At 67.5% G+C, this 18,150-nt stretch carries 15 protein-coding genes; 8 read left to right on the top strand and 7 right to left on the bottom strand.

The annotated features are described in order from the left end of the window. Positions 1-54 precede the first annotated feature (54 nt). Together rffA and OHA77_RS34715 are read left to right on the top strand one after the other, a co-directional pair. On the top strand, positions 55-1,209 hold the full coding sequence (gene rffA / locus OHA77_RS34710) for a dTDP-4-amino-4,6-dideoxygalactose transaminase (protein WP_406313523.1): 1,155 nt from the start codon (positions 55-57) through the stop codon (positions 1,207-1,209). Further along, positions 1,209-2,000: a GNAT family N-acetyltransferase gene (locus OHA77_RS34715; RefSeq protein WP_406313524.1), complete on the top strand. Its 792-nt coding sequence runs from the start codon at positions 1,209-1,211 to the stop codon at positions 1,998-2,000. Before rffA ends, OHA77_RS34715 begins: the two co-directional genes overlap by 1 nt. On the opposite strand, the gene OHA77_RS34720 is transcribed toward OHA77_RS34715, so the two are convergent. Next, positions 1,951-2,946, bottom strand: a complete 996-nt coding sequence (locus OHA77_RS34720) for a glycosyltransferase family 2 protein (protein ID WP_406313525.1) — start codon at positions 2,944-2,946, stop codon at positions 1,951-1,953. The two genes, OHA77_RS34715 and OHA77_RS34720, sit on opposite strands and share 50 nt — an antisense overlap. Before the next feature lie 79 nt (positions 2,947-3,025). On the opposite strand from OHA77_RS34720, the gene OHA77_RS34725 reads away from it, so the two are divergent. The 3 genes from OHA77_RS34725 (at position 3,026) to rfbB (ending at position 5,665) form a co-directional block, all read left to right on the top strand. Next, the gene (locus OHA77_RS34725) at positions 3,026-3,490 is read left to right on the top strand and encodes a GtrA family protein (RefSeq protein ID WP_406313526.1); all 465 of its coding nucleotides are present in this window, start codon (positions 3,026-3,028) and stop codon (positions 3,488-3,490) included. Positions 3,491-3,623: 133 nt separating this feature from the next. Continuing rightward, complete coding sequence (locus OHA77_RS34730; RefSeq protein ID WP_406313527.1) at positions 3,624-4,691, top strand: glucose-1-phosphate thymidylyltransferase; 1,068 nt, start codon at positions 3,624-3,626, stop codon at positions 4,689-4,691. After that, positions 4,688-5,665: a dTDP-glucose 4,6-dehydratase gene (gene rfbB / locus OHA77_RS34735; RefSeq protein ID WP_406313528.1), complete on the top strand. Its 978-nt coding sequence runs from the start codon at positions 4,688-4,690 to the stop codon at positions 5,663-5,665. The genes OHA77_RS34730 and rfbB overlap by 4 nt, the downstream gene beginning before the upstream one ends. A gap of 146 nt (positions 5,666-5,811) precedes the next feature. On the opposite strand, the gene OHA77_RS34740 is transcribed toward rfbB, so the two are convergent. After that, positions 5,812-8,010 (bottom strand): DUF4082 domain-containing protein, encoded by a 2,199-nt coding sequence (locus OHA77_RS34740; RefSeq protein ID WP_406313529.1) that lies wholly within the window; start codon positions 8,008-8,010, stop codon positions 5,812-5,814. A gap of 503 nt (positions 8,011-8,513) precedes the next feature. Beyond that, on the bottom strand, positions 8,514-9,233 hold the full coding sequence (locus OHA77_RS34745; RefSeq protein ID WP_406313530.1) for a class I SAM-dependent methyltransferase: 720 nt from the start codon (positions 9,231-9,233) through the stop codon (positions 8,514-8,516). Between the two features lie 632 nt (positions 9,234-9,865). Between OHA77_RS34745 and OHA77_RS34750 the strand changes: the two genes are divergently transcribed. Beyond that, entirely contained in the window at positions 9,866-11,125 is a 1,260-nt protein-coding gene (locus tag OHA77_RS34750) for a nucleotide sugar dehydrogenase (protein ID WP_326823972.1), read from the top strand. Between the two features lie 34 nt (positions 11,126-11,159). Here the strand turns inward: OHA77_RS34750 and OHA77_RS34755 are convergent, their stop codons facing one another. After that, positions 11,160-11,543 carry a carboxymuconolactone decarboxylase family protein gene (locus OHA77_RS34755; protein ID WP_406313531.1) on the bottom strand — a complete coding sequence of 128 codons (384 nt, stop codon included), beginning with the start codon at positions 11,541-11,543 and terminating at the stop codon, positions 11,160-11,162. A 420-nt stretch (positions 11,544-11,963) separates the two neighbouring features. After that, complete coding sequence (locus OHA77_RS34760; RefSeq protein WP_326823970.1) at positions 11,964-12,755, bottom strand: SDR family oxidoreductase; 792 nt, start codon at positions 12,753-12,755, stop codon at positions 11,964-11,966. Positions 12,756-13,431: 676 nt separating this feature from the next. Here OHA77_RS34760 and OHA77_RS34765 point away from each other — a divergent pair. Beyond that, positions 13,432-16,098: a glycoside hydrolase family 3 N-terminal domain-containing protein gene (locus OHA77_RS34765; RefSeq protein WP_406313532.1), complete on the top strand. Its 2,667-nt coding sequence runs from the start codon at positions 13,432-13,434 to the stop codon at positions 16,096-16,098. Positions 16,099-16,168: 70 nt separating this feature from the next. On the opposite strand, the gene OHA77_RS34770 is transcribed toward OHA77_RS34765, so the two are convergent. Together OHA77_RS34770 and OHA77_RS34775 are read right to left on the bottom strand one after the other, a co-directional pair. Further along, positions 16,169-16,414: a DUF397 domain-containing protein gene (locus tag OHA77_RS34770; RefSeq protein WP_406313533.1), complete on the bottom strand. Its 246-nt coding sequence runs from the start codon at positions 16,412-16,414 to the stop codon at positions 16,169-16,171. 10 nt (positions 16,415-16,424) lie between these two features. Then, positions 16,425-17,252, bottom strand: a complete 828-nt coding sequence (locus OHA77_RS34775; RefSeq protein WP_406313534.1) for a helix-turn-helix domain-containing protein — start codon at positions 17,250-17,252, stop codon at positions 16,425-16,427. A gap of 191 nt (positions 17,253-17,443) precedes the next feature. On the opposite strand from OHA77_RS34775, the gene OHA77_RS34780 reads away from it, so the two are divergent. Then, positions 17,444-17,845 (top strand): ATP-binding protein, encoded by a 402-nt coding sequence (locus OHA77_RS34780; RefSeq protein WP_406313535.1) that lies wholly within the window; start codon positions 17,444-17,446, stop codon positions 17,843-17,845. Positions 17,846-18,150 lie beyond the last annotated feature (305 nt).

Raw genomic sequence — 18,150 nt, forward strand, 5'->3', positions numbered from 1 at the left:
GTGGAAAGACACCGCAATGCGTGTCGGCCGGGCCGTCCGTTGTTCACTGCGGCCGTGAGCGCAACCTTTCTGAAAAGCATCCCGTTCAACCGGACACATGTCTCCGGTAACGAGCTCGGCTACCTCACCGAGGCGGTGCGTCAGGGATTCACCTGCGGAGACGGGCCTTTCACCCGGCGGGCCACCGGACTGCTGAAGGAGACGACCGGGGCGAAGGAGGCGCTGCTGACCAGTTCCTGCACGCACGCGCTGGAGATGTCGGCGTTGCTGCTCGGCCTGCAGCCGGGCGACGAGGTCATCATGCCGTCGTTCACCTTCGTCTCGACGGCCAACGCCTATGCCCTGCGCGGGGCGGTGCCCGTGTTCGCCGACTGCAGGCCCGACACGCTCAACGTGGACGAACGGCTGCTTGAAGCGGCGGTCACCGACCGGACGCGGGCCGTCGTGGTCGTCCACTACGCGGGTGTCGCCTGCGAGATGGAGGCGATCGGGGAGCTCTGCGAGCGGCGTGGCCTCACGCTCATCGAGGACAACGCCCACGGCCTGGGCGGGTCGTATCGGGGTCGGCCTCTCGGGTCGTTCGGCCGGATGGCGGCCCAGAGCTTCCACGCGACCAAGAACGTGCAGTGCGGAGAGGGGGGCGCGCTACTCCTGAACGATGCCGCCCTGATCGGCCGCGCCGAGATCATCAGGGAGAAGGGCACCGACCGCAGCCGGTTCTACCGCGGACAGGTCGACAAGTACCGCTGGGTCGACATCGGCTCCAGCTACCTGCTCTCCGATGTCCTCGCCGCTCAGCTGACCGCTCAGCTGGAGTCGTTCGGCACGATTCAGTCCCGGCGGCACGCCGTGTGGCACAGGTATCACGAGGAACTGGGGGACTGGGCCGCGGAGAACGGGATCTCCCAGCCGGTGGTTCCGGAGGGCTGCGGCCACCCGGCGCACCTGTACCATCTGCTGTTCCCGGACCTGGAGAACCGCCAGGCGTTCATCGGTCATCTGGCCGACCGGGGCGTGCAGGCGGTGTTCCACTACCAGCCGCTGCATACCGCGCCCGCGGGCCTGCGATACGGGCGGGCGGCCCCGGGTGGCTGCCCGGTCACGGAGCGGGCCGCCGACCGCCTGGTACGGCTGCCCCTCTTTCCCGACATGGACGACGCGGACACGGCGCGCGTGATCGACGCGACCCGGACCTACGGGGTGCGCTGATGGGCTGGTACGACGTGATGGAGTCGGAGGCCGTACGGGCTCGGGAGTCCCCACTCGAATCCGCCCGATTCGGGTGTTCCATCGAGCGGCTGACCGTGTCGGCGGCGGCGGGATCCCCGTTCCCGGTGGTCCGCGAGGCCGTTCTGGGGTCGGCCGCCGACGTCGTCGTGCTGCGCTACCCGGCTGAGAACGTCGGCTGGTTCGCGGAACTGACCACGCTCGGCCGGACCGCCGTGTTCGCCGACTGCCTGGTGTACTGGCGCCTGCCCGCGGGAAAGGGGCACGCGCCCGAGCGGTCGCCGGATCTGCGGACGGCGGAGCCGGTCGACCCGGCCGAGGTGCGGGCGTCGGTCTCCGACATCTTCGCCGCTTACGGGAACCACTACATGGCCAACCCCCTGTTCGACGTCGGCGGCGCGCTGGCGGGCTACCGGGAGTGGGCACTGAGGTCCGCCGCCGAGGGGCGGTGCCTCGCACTGCGGGGGGCGTTGCGCGGGGCCGGCGTGGACGACGTGCTCGGGCTGGCGACGCTGGAGGAGGGCGATTCCCGGACGGAGATCCTCCTCGCCGGGATCGTCTCCGGAGCGCAGGGGCGCGGTCTCTACGCCCACCTGCTCAAGGCGGTCGAGGAGCGCACGCTGGCCCGCGGCGCGACCGAGATCGTCATCTCCACCCAAGCGCACAACACGCGAGTGCAGAGAGCGTGGGCCAGGTACAGGTTCGAACCCGTACAGGCCGTTCTCACTGTTCACCTGATGCGGAACCGGCTCTCGTGCCCGCGGGAACGCTAGAACCGTCGAACGGCCGGAGGGCGGGCGAACCGGCCCGCTCCCGTACCACGTAGGTCGGTCGTCCCATTCCGCTTCCGTGGATGCGGCCGACGTACTCACCGAGAACCCCGATGGATATCAGCTGAGCGGACGAGAAGAGCGCGACCATCGAGGCGATGGTGGTGAACCCGGCGACCGTGGTGTCGCCCGCGGCGAAACGCCACAGGACCGTGCCGCCCAGCAGCAGGCCGAAGACACCGGTGAGGAATCCCAGCCAACTCGCCATCCGCAGGGGAGTCGCGCTGTAGCCGAGAAGCATGTTCAACGCGTGCCGGACCAGCAGGCGCGGTGTGTAGTTGGACCGGCCCTGGGCACGCTCGATCATGTGCACCCTGACCGAACCGACCTTTGTCGTGGACCAGGACAGGGCCACGTCGATCGACGCGTGCGGCCCGGACAGGCCCTCGAACCCGTCGCGGAGACACGTCCGGAAGGCCCGGAAGGCACTGATCGTTCGGGCGGTGCGGATGCCCAGGCCGCCTGCCATGCCCGCCTTCACCAATTGGGATGCGACGTTCCGGAGGAACCCGTGCTCCTCGCTGTGCGGAACGCCGTACACCAGGTCGAGGCGGTCGCCCTCAAGCGTGGCCAGCAGCAGGGGGATCTGCTCCGGCGGGTGCTGCAGGTCGTCGTCCATCGTGACGACGACCTCGCATCCCGCCTCCCTGATGCCAGCGACCAGCGCGTTGTGCTGGCCGTAGTTGCGGGACAGGTGGATCGCGCGGACGCCCTCGAATCGGTGGGCCAGCTCGACGGCCGTCTCCCAGGTGTCGTCCGGGCTTCCGTCGACGACGAGGATGACCTCATGCCGGACGGAGAGGTCACGGAGGACCGGCATGAGCCTGGCCACCAATGTCGGAAGCGTCCGTGCGGAACGGTAACACGGAATAACCACCGACACTGACATCAATCCCCCGATTATTATCTTTGGCCGATTACAATCCTGTCTATCCCGCCGCCCGACCACGATCCGGAGTGACCGCCGCATGGTTGACGTCGAAAAGCGCACAACCCACGGCGGGAAATCGCATTCGGGGCCATGGGCCACGATCTGGGCTCTTGGTGGTCACCGCATCACATATCTGTTGGCCGGCGCCATGACGGCCGCGGTTCATTACGCTCTTCTTGGCCTGGGATTACTGGCCGCCGAGGATTCGGTCCCCTATCTTTTCCTGGTCGTGGCCAGCCATCTGATCACCGTGGTGATCGTCTACCCCTGGTACCGGCTGATCGTCTTCCGGGTCCGCGGGGAATCCTGGCTGGCGGGCTATCTACGGTTTTATGCGGTCGGGATGAGCTTCCTGATGGCATCCGTCATCGGAATTCCGATTTTTGTGGAATTGATGGGAATTTCGATTATGGCGGCACAGGCGTTGGTGATCATCGCGAGTCCGCCGCTGAGCTATGCGATACACCGGAGGTGGACATTTCGCGATCGGGGAAGCGTGTGAGACCGGCAATACCCCGCATGTCACTCGGTAAAGGCGCGGGGCGGCGAGGCGGAACCGGTCGGATTTCCGGATAAGTTCGGGTGGGCAAGTGGTCGCTGGGCCATACGTTCTTCACGGAAGGAATCCAGAGAGCGTGAAGGCACTCGTTCTGGCGGGCGGCAAGGGGACGAGGCTGCGCCCGCTGACCCATACCTCGGCGAAGCAACTGGTCCCCGTCGCCAACAAGCCGGTGCTCTACTACGGGCTTGAGGCGATCCGGGACGCGGGCATCACCGACGTGGGCATCGTCGTCGGTGACACCGGCCACGAGATCCGCCGGGCCGTCGGAGACGGCTCGAAATTCGGCATCGACGTCACCTACATTCCTCAGGAGGCCCCGCTGGGCCTGGCGCACTGCGTCCTGATCGCCGAGGAGTTCCTCGCCGGCGAACCCTTCGTGATGTACCTGGGCGACAACTTCCTGGTGGGCGGGATCACCGACCTGGTGGACGCCTTCCGCGGGGCCGGCCACGACGCCCAGATCCTGCTCACCAGAGTCGCCGAACCGCAGTTCTACGGAGTCGCCGAACTCGGGCCGGGAGGTGAGATCCTCGGACTGGAGGAGAAGCCGGAGCGCCCGCGCAGCGATCTCGCGATCGTCGGGGTGTACATCTTCTCTCCGGCCATCCACGAGGCGGTCCGGGCGATCACACCCTCCGCGCGAGGTGAGCTGGAGATCACCGACGCCGTCAAGTGGCTCATCGACGACGGTGCCCGTGTCCACTCCCATCTCGTCAGCGGCTACTGGAAGGACACCGGACGCCTGCAGGACATGCTGGAGTGCAACCGCATCGTCCTTGAGCAGATCGAGCCCGATGTCAAGGGCACGGTGGATGGTCTGAGCGAGATCACCGGACGGGTCGTCGTGGAGCGGGGGGCGGTGGTGGAGGGTTCGATCCTCCGCGGGCCCATCGTGATCGGGGCGGACACCAAGATCATATCGTCCTATGTCGGCCCCTTCACCTCGATCGGCTCGGGGTGCCGGATGGAGAAGACCGAGATCGAATACTCGATAGTGCTCGACGACTCCTCCGTCCACGGCGTCTCGCGCATCGCCCGCTCCCTGATCGGGCGCAACGTCGAGGTGAGCAGCGCGGAAAGCATGCCCAACACCCATGAGTTCATGGTGGGCGACCACAGCAAGATACGGGTGTGCTCATGAGAATCCTCGTCACCGGCGGCGCCGGATTCATCGGATCGCACTATGTGCGCTCCCTACTGCTCGGTTCGTATCCGGGGTACGAGGACGCCCGTGTCGTCGTTCTCGACAAGCTCACCTACGCCGGGAACCTGGGCAACCTCGCTCCCCTCGCAGGGCACCTCGGCTACACGTTCGTCCAGGGAGACATCACCGACCAGCGGCTTCTCAGGGAAGTCGTCCCCGGGTGCGACGTGATCGTGAACTTCGCGGCCGAGACCCACGTGGACCGGTCCATCGCGGGAGCCGGCGACTTCGTGACGACGAATGTGCTGGGCACCCAGCGGCTTCTTCAGGCGGCGCTCGAGGGAGGTGTCCGGACAGTCGTCCAGGTTTCCACCGATGAGGTGTACGGGTCGATCGCGCAAGGATCCTGGAGCGAGAGCGCGCCCCTGCTCCCCAACTCCCCTTACTCGGCGGCCAAAGCCGGAGGGGACCTGATCTGCCGGGCCTATCACCGGACTCACGGTCTGGATGTCCGGGTGACCCGCTGCTGCAACAACTACGGTCCCTACCAATATCCGGAGAAGCTCATCCCGCTCTTCGCCACCAACCTGCTCGACGGAGGGAAGGTCCCCCTCTACGGGGACGGGCTCAACGTGCGGGAGTGGCTGCACGTCGACGACCACTGCCGGGCCATTCAGATCGTGCTGGAGAAGGGCTCACCGGGCGAGGTGTACAACATCGGTGGCGGCGTCGAGCTGACCAACCGGGAGCTGACCGGGTGGCTGCTCGCGGCCGTCGGCGCGGGGTGGGAGGCGGTCGAGCACGTGCCCGACCGCCTCGGGCACGACCGCCGTTACTCCCTTGACTGCGGCAAGATCCAGGCCATCGGCTACGAACCACGGGTGGACTTCAGCGAGGGGCTCGCCGAGGTCGTGCGGTGGTATCGCGATCACCAAGACTGGTGGCGCCCGCTGAAGGGGCAGGCAGGCTGAGTCCTGGGGCTCTCCGGTGCCGTGCCCGGAGAGCCGATGTCACCCGCCGGCTCCAGGCGTCCGGCTCAGCTGCTTGCGCAGGTTCGGTGAACCGGCATGCGGACCGTCATCGACTCGGAGCGTCCCATGGCACGGCCACTGGGACGCTAGCTGTGGAACATCACGTCGACCCAGTAGTTGGTGGCCTGGTAGCTGGTGGTGGGGAAGGTGCTGGTCGCGCCGTAGGTGTAGACGCCGTTGCCGCCGCCCGCGCCGTCGGCGAGGGCGGTGAGGGGGCCGTTGGTGTACTGCGTGGCGAAGTAGGGGCGGGTTGTGGAGTAGGACCCCGCCGGGGCGTGGTAGGAGATGATGTAGGTGGTGTTGGCGGTGAGCGCGATGGGTGTTCCGAAGTTCGCCTGTTGCCATCCGGACGCGGTCTCGTTGGTGAAGGTCGCGGTGGTGAGGTGCTGGCCGCTGCTGGTCCACAGGCTCCCGGTGTGGGTTCCGGTGTTCTGGGGGCCCTTGTAGAAGCGGACCCCGGTGGCGGTGCCGGCCGTCGACGTGTTGAACTTCACCCCCAGGGTGACGGGCTGGGAGTCGGGCTGCGACGCGGTGGCCGGGGTCGCCACCTTGTTCCACAGGCTGTCCGACGGGGCGAATATCACGTCGACCCAGTAGTTGGTGGCCTGGTGGCTGCTGGTGGGGAAGGTGCTGGTCGCGCCGTAGGTGTAGACGCCGTTGCCGCCGCCCGCGCCGTCGGCGAGGGCGGTGAGGGGGCCGTTGGTGTACTGCGTGGCGAAGTAGGGGCGGGTTGTGGAGTAAGACCCCGCCGGGGCGTGGTAGGAGATGATGTAGGTGGTGTTGGCGGCGAGCGCGATGGGTGTTCCGAAGTTCGCCTGTTGCCATCCGGACGCGGTCTCGTTGGTGAAGGTCACGCTCGTGAGGAGCTGGCCGCTGCTGGTCCACAGGCTCCCGGTGTGGGTTCCGGTGTTCTGGGGGCCCTTGTAGAAGCGGACCCCGGTGGCGGTGCCGGCCGTCGACGACTTGAACTTCACCCCCAGGGTGACGGCCTGGGAGTCAGGCTGCGACACGGTGGCCGGGGTCGCCGAGGCGTTCCACAGACTGTCCGAAACGGTCTGGGACAGCTCGGGTGACGTGCTCGGCGCGAAGTGGATCAAAGCCTCGTTGTCGAAGGTGTCTCCGCCCAGGTAGACGGCGGTGATCGTGTGTTGTCCCGGACTGAGACCCGCGGTTGTGAACGTGGCGACGCCCGAAGGGTTGACGAAAGTCGAGCGGACGATGGTGGAGCCGTCCTTGAAGACCACTTCTCCGGCTGGGATGACCGAGCCGGAGTTCGCCTGGACCGTGGCAGTGAAGGTCACCGGATCGCCCTGCCAGGCGGGGTTGAGTGAGGAGACCAGGGTCGTGTTGGTCGGCGGGTCGTTCGGCACGGTGACGCGGGTGGCCGGGATGCCGCCGGTGCCCTGGATGCCGATAGTGCCGATGAGCGCGAAGACACGGCCGAAGACGGCGGCGCCGGTGTTGATCGTGACCGCGTTCTGGGTCAGCACGTTCCCCCGGAACGTGCAGTATGTTCCCAGGGTCACGTTGTTGCTGAGCTGCCAGAAGACGTTGTCCGCCTGCGCGCCGCGCAGGAGGTTGATGTTGCTGACGTTCGCCGTGGTGAGGGTGGACGCCTGGAAGATGAAGACGGCGTTGGGATCGCCCTGGGCGTCGAGGGTGAGTGTGCCGCTGATCGAGAAGCTTCCGGTGGAGGAGTTGTAGACCCCCGGAGCCTTGGTCGTCCCACCCAGTTGGGCCGGCACGGTGGCGTCGGGTGTCTGCCCGGCGGCGTTGTTGTAGGCGGCGACCGCGTCGGTCATCGCCTGCGCCGCGGTGGCGTCGTTCGCGTGTATGGTCCCCGATACGGTGCCGGGGGGGAATCCGACCACCGAGGAGCCCGGACTCACTCCGAGGTCCCCGGTGATCGAGGTCTCGTTTATGTTGCTCACCGCCGTCTGGGCGAGGGCCCCGAAGGGCGCGGCGGCGCCGAGACTCACCGGTGTCGCGCTCGCTCTCACCGGTTTCGCGCTGGCGATGCCCGAGGGGGCGGCGGCGACCATGCCCGCTACCAGGGCGGCGGCGACGGATCCTTTGAGCAGGGAGCGACTGACGCTCTGCCGGAGCGGGCGACGGCGGCCGGCACCGGTCACGGGTGCGATGAACTCCCGCCGGTACTCCGTACGGCGGCCAGGCGCCTCCGCCGGATCCGGCGAGGGTGGCGCGACCGCCGCCGCACATCGCGGCTCTTCCGGCGCGGCTCTGCCGACCGTCTGGTCAACGGCATCGCTCTGGGAACTGCACATTCGACACAACTCCTTGCTGATCTCTGTTGTATGGGTGTACGGCCCGGTCGGCAGTCGGAGACCGGTGGGAAAACCCCTGGGATCTCCACTCCGGATCTGCCCGGCTCTTCGGACTTTCCGTATAGGACAGAGGGGAGGCCAACGTCGGAACATATGATGTGAATATTCCTGCTGACGATGCGGGGCACGATGATGCTGTGTCGGCGACCGTGCTCCGAGTGGTGGAATATGTGAGTTCGTATGCGATGAAGGAGAATTTCATTTGATGCGCCACTGGAATGCATTCATCGGTGACGGCTGCCGGTGAGCATCGAAACGGTTCCCGATTCCATGGAAATCCGTCTCTCCGGAGGAGGTTGCCGCATCGGGAGGGGCAGAATACGCCCGAGCTCATATCTCGGGGATCATGCGTCGACCGACTTTGTTCATATATGTCGATGGCGGTGCGAACCGGCGCGGAGGCGCGGAGGCGCGGAGGCGCGGAGGCGCGGAAAAATCCTTCGCTATTCCACAGGCCCCTTCTTTTCCATGGTCATCAGACCTGGCCCGGTCATGCCGATGTATTTTCCCAGGTACTCGAAGACGCGGAAGAGAGGTTGCGCCTCCGCGTACTCCCGGAAGACCAGGTTGTCCTGGATGTCATCCATGACAATGACGTGGTTCTCGGCCAGGTGGGACCGCGACCGTCGAAGAAAGAACTCCCTTCCGTCTCTCGTCTTGTCTGAGTCGTAATGAAGGAGGCCCACCTGGCGCCCCGGCGGGAGAATCTCCTCAAGATTTCTTCGGTCCCCCTTGATGAGCAGGGTCCATGAGTCCTTGAGATCCTCGGGAACGACGCATCCGATATATCGCTCCGGGTCGGGGAGGCGGAAGAAGGGAAAATCACTCGAGTACAGATGGCCGGCCTCGTTCGCCCGCATCGCCGCGAGAATCGCCGAGGTGGACCAGCCGGCGGCCACTCCCGTCTCCACCGCCACGATGGGGCGGAGGGCGCGGGTGAGAAAGTAGAGGAGCTCGACACCGCCCGGCCCTCCCAGATCCACACCTGCGGCGGCGAGCCTGCGGACCTGTGGTTGTGCCGATTCGGACAGGGACTCCGCAAACTGCACGCTCTCTCTCCAGAGGGTCGCGTCGATGAGAATTCCCCATTCGTCGACGCTCTCCGCCCGTTCGGACGCCCACCTGGTGGCTGCGACCCTTTCTCGCTCGTGCCCCACTGTCATTCGCAGCCAGACTTTATGAGTCATGACCGGAAGATAGGCCGGGCGGACAGCGTTGCGAACGACAGCACGGATACCCATGGTCGATACGATACGTAGTTGCCTCGCCCGGCCCCGTGATCCTTCAGTAATGCCATTGGAATATCTGGGGAAACTCGGAGACGCGAAGAATCCGGCCTTTGCGAGGCGATCGAACCCGCAGGTTTCCTTTCGGCGGCCGAGCCGGTCCGGGCGGTGGCCGGCGCGAGGAACCCCGCCGCCCCGCCCGCCCTCGGGCCGCTCCGCCACCTCGCTGGGCGAGACGGCGTACTCCTCGCCGGGGGTCGGGTCGTATGCGCGAACATCTCCCTCGGTTCCGATCGGATCAGCGAATATACCGCTCTGTCGTTATTTTTCCTATTTCAAATTTCAAAATACTTAAATGCAATAGGAGTATTGCAAAAAGTCGCTATTGGTTGGTTTTTTGGATAAAGCGGTCAGGGCGTGTCGTCGACGGCTGTCTCGATCCGCTTTTCCGGTGTCGTCGGAGCAGACCAAGGACGACACGCCCGATTCGCCGTTGAATCGGCGTTGTGAGAACAACGGGCTCCTACAGTCAAAGGCGTATCTCATCTCGAAGTAACGGAGGTCCTGACATGGGAGAGAAACTGGTCGTCGTCGGCCAGGGTTACGTCGGCCTGCCTCTGGCGATGCGCGCGGTCGGCGCGGGGTTCGACGTCGTGGGGATCGATCTGGACGAGTGGCGGGTCAAACGGCTCAATGCCGCCGAGTCCTATGTCGAGGACGTCGGCGACGACCTGCTGGCCGCCGCCCACCGTTCCGGCCGCTACCTGGCCAGCACCGACTACGCCGACGCGGAGGGGTTCGACGTCTGCGTGATAACGGTGCCGACGCCGCTGCGCGAGGGTGTTCCCGACCTTCGCCACATCGGCTCGGCCGGCGAGTCGCTGGCTCCGTTGATACGGCCGGGCGCCACGGTGATCCTGGAGTCCACCACCTATCCCGGAACCACCGAGGAGTATCTCCGGCCGCTGCTGGAGGAGGGCTCGGGGCTGTGCACGCCGGAGGACTTCTTTCTGGGCTACAGCCCGGAACGGATCGACCCGGGCAACCCCCGATGGCATCTGGAGAACACGCCGAAAGTCGTCTCCGGGCTCGACGGGGCATCCCTGGAAAGGACCCGCGAATTCTACGGACGCATCGTGCGCGACGTCGTCCCGGTCTCGTCGATGCAGGTCGCCGAGCTGTGCAAGCTCTTGGAGAACACCTTCCGGCATGTCAACATCGCCCTGGTGAACGAGCTGTCGATCTTCGCTCAGCAGCTGGGGATCGATGTCTGGGAAGCGATCGACGCCGCCTCCACCAAACCGTTCGGATATATGCGCTTCACCCCCGGCCCAGGAGTCGGCGGACACTGCCTGCCGATCGATCCGTCCTATCTGTCATGGAAGGTGAAACGCAGCCTGGGGCACAACTTCCGGTTCGTGGAGTTGGCCAACGACATCAACGACCACATGCCGGACCATGTCGTGCATCGGCTGATCCTCGGCCTGAACCGGCGGCGCAAAGCGGTCAGGGGCAGCCGGGTGTTCCTGCTCGGCCTCGCCTACAAGAAGAACGCCGGAGACTGCCGCGAGTCGCCCGCCATCGAGGTGGCCAAGGCCCTGCGTAAGCTGGGTGCCGACGTGCTGGCCGCTGATCCCCACGTGAACGCGTTGATGCCGCCGCAGGGGATCGAGCTCGTCCAGCCGACGGCCTGCGAGCTGTCGCAGGCGGACGCGGTCGTGATTCTGACCGACCACGACTGCTTCGACTACGAGATGGTCCAGCGGGTGAGCCCCTTCGTCTTCGACACGCGTGACCGCTGCCGGGGAGCCAACGTCGAGCGCCTCTGACCGGTCGGTCGGCGCCTCGGCGCCGGCCGACGGGCTACGCCCTCATGACCCGGGCGATCAGCTCCTCGACCTGGGTGTTGAGCTTGGCGCCGCGTGGCCAGCCCGCGTAGTGGGTGAGGAAGATGACGATCTCGCGGAGCTCGTCCGGGGTGAGCTCGCCGGTGCGCAGCGCCGCGTCGAGCTGGACCTCTGTCGCGTCGTCCATGCCCTGCCCGATGAGGAGGCCGAGCAGGAGCAGCCGCCGGTCTCGCATGCTCAGTCCGTCTCTGGACCACACCTCGGCGAACAGGTGCTCGACGGTCATGCCGAAGAAGTCGCCAGGGCCCTCCCCGGCCTGGTCCCAGCCGTGGACTCGCTTCATGATCTCCAATCCGCGGATCCGGCGGTCGGGAGCGCTGTCGTTCGCGTGGTCGCTCATGGGCACTCCGAGTCCGTCGGCCAGCCGGTCCAGGCGAGTACGGTGAGAGGCGTCTCCGCCTCTCGTCCCCGGTTGATTCCCCCGCCAAGGACGGAACTTCTCGCAAGAGTCCTGACTTGTATCAATATGTCGTGCAACAGGTCGCTGGGCGTTACAGGTTATGCCGTTTTCCGTAACAAGGTCGTCCCAGGCGCGCCTCCCCGGACGGATCCGATCCCTCTCACATCCCTCACCGGCTCGGCGGTCGCATGCTCGAATCCCACCGGGACGGAACCGCGTCCATGGGTGCGGCTCCCCCCGGAACGTATCACCCGCCTTCGGGCAAGACGATGACGCCGGCCCCCGGCCTCCAGACGGTCTCCGGGCCGCGACTTCGGGCCGCGACTCCGGGCCGTACCGGACTCGCGCGTCCGGCCCCGTTCAGTGGGCCGGCCGCTCCGTGCGCAGAGGTGCCTCCGGTTCGACCTCGAGCAGGGTGACGTGCGCACCGCGCGGCATGGAGATCACGGCCAGTACGGCCGCCGCCACGTCGCGGGGATTGAGGAAGCGGTCGTGCCTGGCCAGTCCGAACCGCACCCAGTCGTCCAGCACGGCCTGCAAGACCTCCACCGGCCAGGTCGACCCCATCCCTGACAGCGTCGGCCCCGGCCGCAGGATCGACGCCCGGACCCCGGTGCCCTCCAGCTCCATCTGCATCGCCCTGGCCAGCCCCTCGACCCCGTTCTTGGCCGCGACGTAGGCACCCATCCGAGGGCGCGGGAGCCGTACGACGTCGGAGCTGACGAACACGATGTCGCCGCGGTGCCTCGTCGCCATCGAGGGTGCGACCTTGGCCACGAACCGTTGGGTGCCGACCAGGTTGAGCTGCAACTGCGCCTCGAAGTTGGGCGTCGCCGTCTCGTAGGCGTTCTCCGGAGTCACCTCGCCCGCGCACGTCACCACCACTTCGACCGTACCCAGGAGCCGCTCGGCCCCGGCGACGAAGGAGGCCACGGACTCGTCCGAGGTGACGTCCAGGGCCAGTGCCACCGCCTCTCCGCCGTCGGCGCGAATTCCCGCCGCCAGTTCCTCGCAGATCGCGGTACGGCGCGCGCCCAGCGCCACCGGATATCCGGCGGCCGCCAGCCCGACGGCCACGGCGGAGCCGATCCCCGAAGAGGCACCGGTCACCAGGACAGGCCGTCGCTCGGGATGGGCGAGAGCTCTGCGCACGCGTGTCCTCCGTCAGGTTCACCGGTCCGCCCTCGTCCACCGGCCGGGGCGGCACGGTCCGGGCGGTGACGGCGAGCAGGTGGTTCCCGGAGGCGAGCAGGTTGAGGCGGCGGTTCGGACAAGATGCCTTTCCAGAAGTTAGTTCAGCTGTCCATGCTTGCCTAGGCCCAAAATCCGGATCGGACGCGTGCCGCCACCGCACCGGCCGAGAGCGTGGACGGCGCCCAGCCTCCGATGATCGAGTCATGCGGTTCGACATCCTCGGTCCCACGCGGATCCGGCTGAGCTGCGGGACGGCCTGCGGGACGTGCTCGACGTGATCCGAGGCGGTCCTCCCCGGATCGCACGGCTGATCCGTCGCCGCCGTGACGGCGACGGATCAGCCGTGACCGTTCGCACCTGACATGTCCTGCGACGCCGGATCCGCATCATCGTGAGAGCGCTTTCAAGAAGAGGCGATCCCTGGTCCTCTTTCCGCAGGTAGGCGATCGGGTGGAGAAGAAAAGACGCTTGCCGAAAGCGATTTCACGCGCGTCGGTGATCCGCCGGATGATCTTTCATTTGAGAGAGCGCTCTCACGGATCTATTGACTCGACTGCCGTGACAGCGTCACGATCTGCGCAGTGCGGACCGGGGGCCGCCGTGACCGTTGCCGCGCCTCGAGAACGGACCCTCGATGACCAGACCCCTCGCCCGATCGGGCGCACGCCGGAGCGGACTCGCGGTGCTGGCGGGCCTTGCCCTCCTGGCCGCAGGTGCCCCCGGAATCCCGGCCGTGGCCGCGGACGCCGCGGCAGGCGCCCGGCAGCCGGAGATCGGCCGGCCGTCCCTGGACGCCGGAGGGTGCGCCCGTATCGAGAAGAGCCTGCCCGTGCTCGCCGACTGGCCCAAGGTGAAGAGCCGGATCAAGCGGAACCCGGCCGATGAGAAGCGGGTGGCGAAGATTCTCGCGGGGATGACGCTGGCCGAGAAGATCGGGCAGATGACGCAGCCCGAGATCGCGGCGATCACCCCCGAGGAGGTCAGGCAGTACGGTATCGGCTCGGTGCTCAACGGCGGCGGCTCATGGCCCGGCCGTGACAAGCACGCCTCACCCCAGGCCTGGCTCGACCTCGCGGACGCCTACTGGCAGGCCTCCCTCGGCACCAGAGCGAAGATCCCCGTCATCTGGGGCATCGACGCCGTCCACGGCAACAACAACGTCTACGGTGCGACGGTCTTCCCGCACAACATCGGCCTGGGGGCCGCGCACGACCCGTGCCTCGTCCGCGACATCGGGGCGGCGACGGCCGCGCAGATCCGCGCGACCGGCCAGGACTGGGCCTTCGCACCCACCCTCGCCGTCGTCCGGGACGACCGGTGGGGCCGCACCTACGAGGGCTTCTCCGAAGACCCCCGGATCACCCGGGCCTACGGCTACGAGGCCGTCAACGGCCTGCAGGGCGGGCACCCGCGCGGCATCGGCGACAGGGGTGTCATCGCCACCGCCAAGCACTTCATCGGTGACGGCGGCACGCTCAAGGGGATCGACCAGGGGGTGAACCCCTCGTCCGAGGCCGAGATGGTCAACATGCACGGCCAGGGCTACTACGGCGCGCTCGCGGCCGGTGCCCAGACCGTGATGGTGTCCTTCAACAGCTGGACGAACGCCGACCTCGGCATCGACGAGGGCAAGCTGCACGGCAGCAGGCGCGCCGTCACCGACATCCTCAAGCAGAAGATGGACTTCGACGGTGTCGTCGTCTCCGACTGGAACGGCATCGGCCAGGTCGCCGGATGCACCAACGCGAGCTGCGCACGGGCCGTCAACGCCGGTGTCGACGTGGTGATGGTGCCCAACGACTGGAAGGCGTTCATAGCCAACACGATCGCGCAGGTCGAAGCCGGTGAGATCCCGATGGCACGCGTCGACGACGCGGTCACCCGGATCCTGCGGGTGAAGCTGCGCGCCGGAGTGTTCGACGCGCCGAAGCCGTCCGGCCGTGCCCTGGCGGGATCGGCCCACGCTCTGGAGGCGAGGAAACTCGCCCGCGAGGCCGTCCGCAGGTCGCAGGTCCTGCTCAAGAACAACGGCGGCGTGCTGCCGCTGGCCAGGAGCTCCAAGGTGCTCGTGGTCGGCAAGAGCGCCGACAGCCTGCAGAACCAGACCGGGGGCTGGACCCTCACCTGGCAGGGCACCGGTAACACCAACGCCGACTTCCCGAACGGCACGACGATCCTCGGCGGGCTGCGTGCGGCGCTGGGCGAGGCGGACGTCACCTTCAGCGAGACGGCGGACGGCGTCGACCCCTCGGCGTACGATGCGGTCGTCGCGGTGATCGGCGAGACGCCGTACGCCGAGGGGGTCGGCGACCTCGGCCGGCGCTCTCTGGAGGCGGCCAAGCTCTACCCCGGCGACCTGGCCGTTCTGGACAAGGTCAGCGGCAGGGGCGCACCCGTGGTCACCGTCTATGTCTCGGGCCGCCCGCTCTGGGTCAACAAGGAGCTCAACCGCTCCGACGCCTTCGTCGCCGCCTGGCTTCCGGGCACCGAGGGCGGCGGTGTCGCGGACCTGCTCGTCCGCGGATCGCACCAAGAGGCCGGATACACCGGCACGCTGTCGTACTCGTGGCCGAAGAGCGCGTGTCAGACGCCGCTCAACCTCGGGGACGAGGACTACGAGCCGCTCTTCCCGCTCGGGTACGGCCTGCGCTCCGGGCAGAGCGGCTCGGTCGGGACGCTGGACGAGACCGGTCCCGAGTTCGGCTGCGGCCAGCCGGGCGGCGGCGGCGAGGCGAGCGAGGATCTGGAGATCTTCAACCGGGCGGACGTCGCGCCGTACCGGAGTTTCATCGGATCGGCCGACAACTGGGGCGGCACCGAGATCGGCGTCGACGGTGAGGCGGCGCATTCGGCGATCGGCGTGGTGCAGTCCGACGTCAACGTGCAGCAGGACGGCCTGAAGGCGACCTGGAACGGCGGCGGACCGGCACAGTTCTACCTGCAGGACCCGGCCGGTGGCAGTGATCTGCGGGGTTACCTCAACGCCGACGCCGCGCTGGTCTTCGACACCATCGTCCACCAGGCGCCGGCCGCACGGACCGTGATCAGCGTCCACTGCGGCTATCCCTGCTTCTCCGAAGTGGTGGCGACGTCGCTGTTCCAGGGGCTCCCAGCCGGGAGCAAGGCGACGGTCAAGATCCCGATCGCGTGCTTCGCGGCCACGGGCCTCGACCTGGAGGCGGTCAACACGCCGTTCCTCGTCTACACCGAGGGCGCGTTCTCCGCCTCGTTCGCCAACGTCCGATGGGTGCCGAAGGCGGCCGAGGACGCCGACGCGAGAAGTTGCGACAGCCTGACCTGAGGGCGGTGTCCCGGTGAGCCGGGTGCCGCAGGGCGGAGCCGCCTGCGGCCCCCGGCTCACCGGGGACGTGTCAGCCGAACTCGCCGTCCTTCACCCCGCCGACGAAGGCGTCCCACTCGCGTTGGGTGAAGGCCAGCGCGGGACCTCCCGGGTCCTTGGAGTCGCGGACGAGGTAAAGCTCATCGGCGTCGGCCTTGTGCTCGGCCAGAGCCGGGTCACCGGGCACGATCGCCACTTCGACGCAGTCGCCTCCGTTGGTGCTGCGACTGCTCTTGCGCCACGCGACGCTGGACAGATCCATCGTGGAGCCCTGCATTTCTCTCTTCCTATTGTTCGTTGGAACATCTTTTCGCCTGCTGGGCGATGAAGGCGGCCGACGCCTCCGCGCCGAGAGCCAGTGCCGACAGGCTCCCGAACATGAGGGTGTAGCGGCGCACCTCCTCCGGGTCTTCCGGCACCAACCCGCTCGCGGCCTGCTCCAGATAGACCAGGTCGGGATCTTCGGGTTCGGGGAAGCTGAGCAGGCAGAACTTACCGTCCATCGCGGCGTGCGCGCCTGCGGAGAACGGAATAACCCGAATCTCCACATTGGGCAGTCTGCCTAGATTGAGAAGGTGTTCCAGTTGCTCGCGCATCACTCCCGGACCGCCCACCCGGCGCCGGAGCACCGCCTCGTCCAGCACCGCGACGAGCTGGATCGGATCGCCGGGGCCGTACAGCAGCTGCTGGCGCGACATGCGCACGGAGACCTTCTCGTCGACCGCTGAGGGGGCGTGGGTGAGCGCGGTCGCCTCGATGACGGCGCGCGCGTACGCCTCCGTCTGCATCAGGCCGGGGACGACCAGCGGCTCGTACGAGCGCACCACCGACGCCTCCGCCTCCAGCCCGATGTAGGAGTCGAAGCCTGGTTTGAGCGCCTGCCGGTGCCGGTGCCACCAGCCGCGCTTGCGGGCCTCCCTGGCCGTCTGGACCAGGGAGTCCCTGGCCTCCCCGGTCACGCCGTACACCTCGGTGAGGGCCGCCACGTCGGAGGGTTTGGGGCGGGTCAGCCCCGTCTCGTATCGCCAGACGGTGGTGTCGGTGGCGCCGATCCGTTCGGCCACCTGCGCGCGGGTCAGCCCGCTGTCTTCGCGCAGTCGGTTCAGTTCGGCCATCAGACGGCGATGACGGGCCGTGGGGCTACGCCGGGACGCCATGCGCGTACCTCCGTCGGGGGAAAGAAAACTGTGGAATTTCAACATGAGCTATTGAAGACCCTGATAGAACAGTTCACCGTGAGTGAGTGTGCCATCTCGGAGCGGTATGTGCGCCTGAACGTGCGTGCCGGAGAGCGAGGCCGATCATTATGCTCGATCAGCGGACCGTGCCGTCCCGGTCGACGATCACCCTGCGAGGCGTGCCGGAGTCGGTGTCGCTCGCCCGGTTCCGGGTCGGCGAGCTCCTGGGAGAGGACCACCCGGCGTTCGACGACGTCGTCCTGCTGGTGAGCGAGGTGGTGACGAACTCGGTGGTCCACTCGGGGTCGAGCGGCGGCGGCACGGTCGAGATGACCGTGGCGGTGTGCCCCGGCGCGGTGCTGGTGGAGGTGCGCGACGCCGGATCGGGGGTGTCCGCGCCCCACGTGCGCAACGATCCCGAAGGGGAGGGCGGGCGCGGGATGTTCCTGGTCGACCTGCTCGCGGATCGCTGGGGGGCCCGGGACGACGCGCGCGGGTTCCGGACCCTGTGGTTCGAAGTTTCCTTCTGACCCGGCAAAGCCTCCCGTTCCCCGGCGGAAAACCATGCCCCTCCGGCGCCTGCCGTAGCGCGGAACCGCGCACGCTCGCTGCGCCCGGCCGGGATCACATTTCTGATCTTCGCGGCCCTGAGGCCGCCGGGCACGTCGTGAGCGGCCCCCGAGGCACCGGGCGACCGCCCGGACCGTCGAATCCGTGGGGGACCGCGCCGCAGCACGCGGCCCCCCACGTGTTCCCGGTGGGCTCGACGGCCCTCCAGGCGGGTGGCGGCCTCACGCGGGCCGTACGGGTGCCTCCCGAACGTGACGCGCGGACC

The organism is Streptosporangium sp. NBC_01639, from assembly GCF_045209755.1.
Lineage (GTDB): Bacteria > Actinomycetota > Actinomycetes > Streptosporangiales > Streptosporangiaceae > Streptosporangium.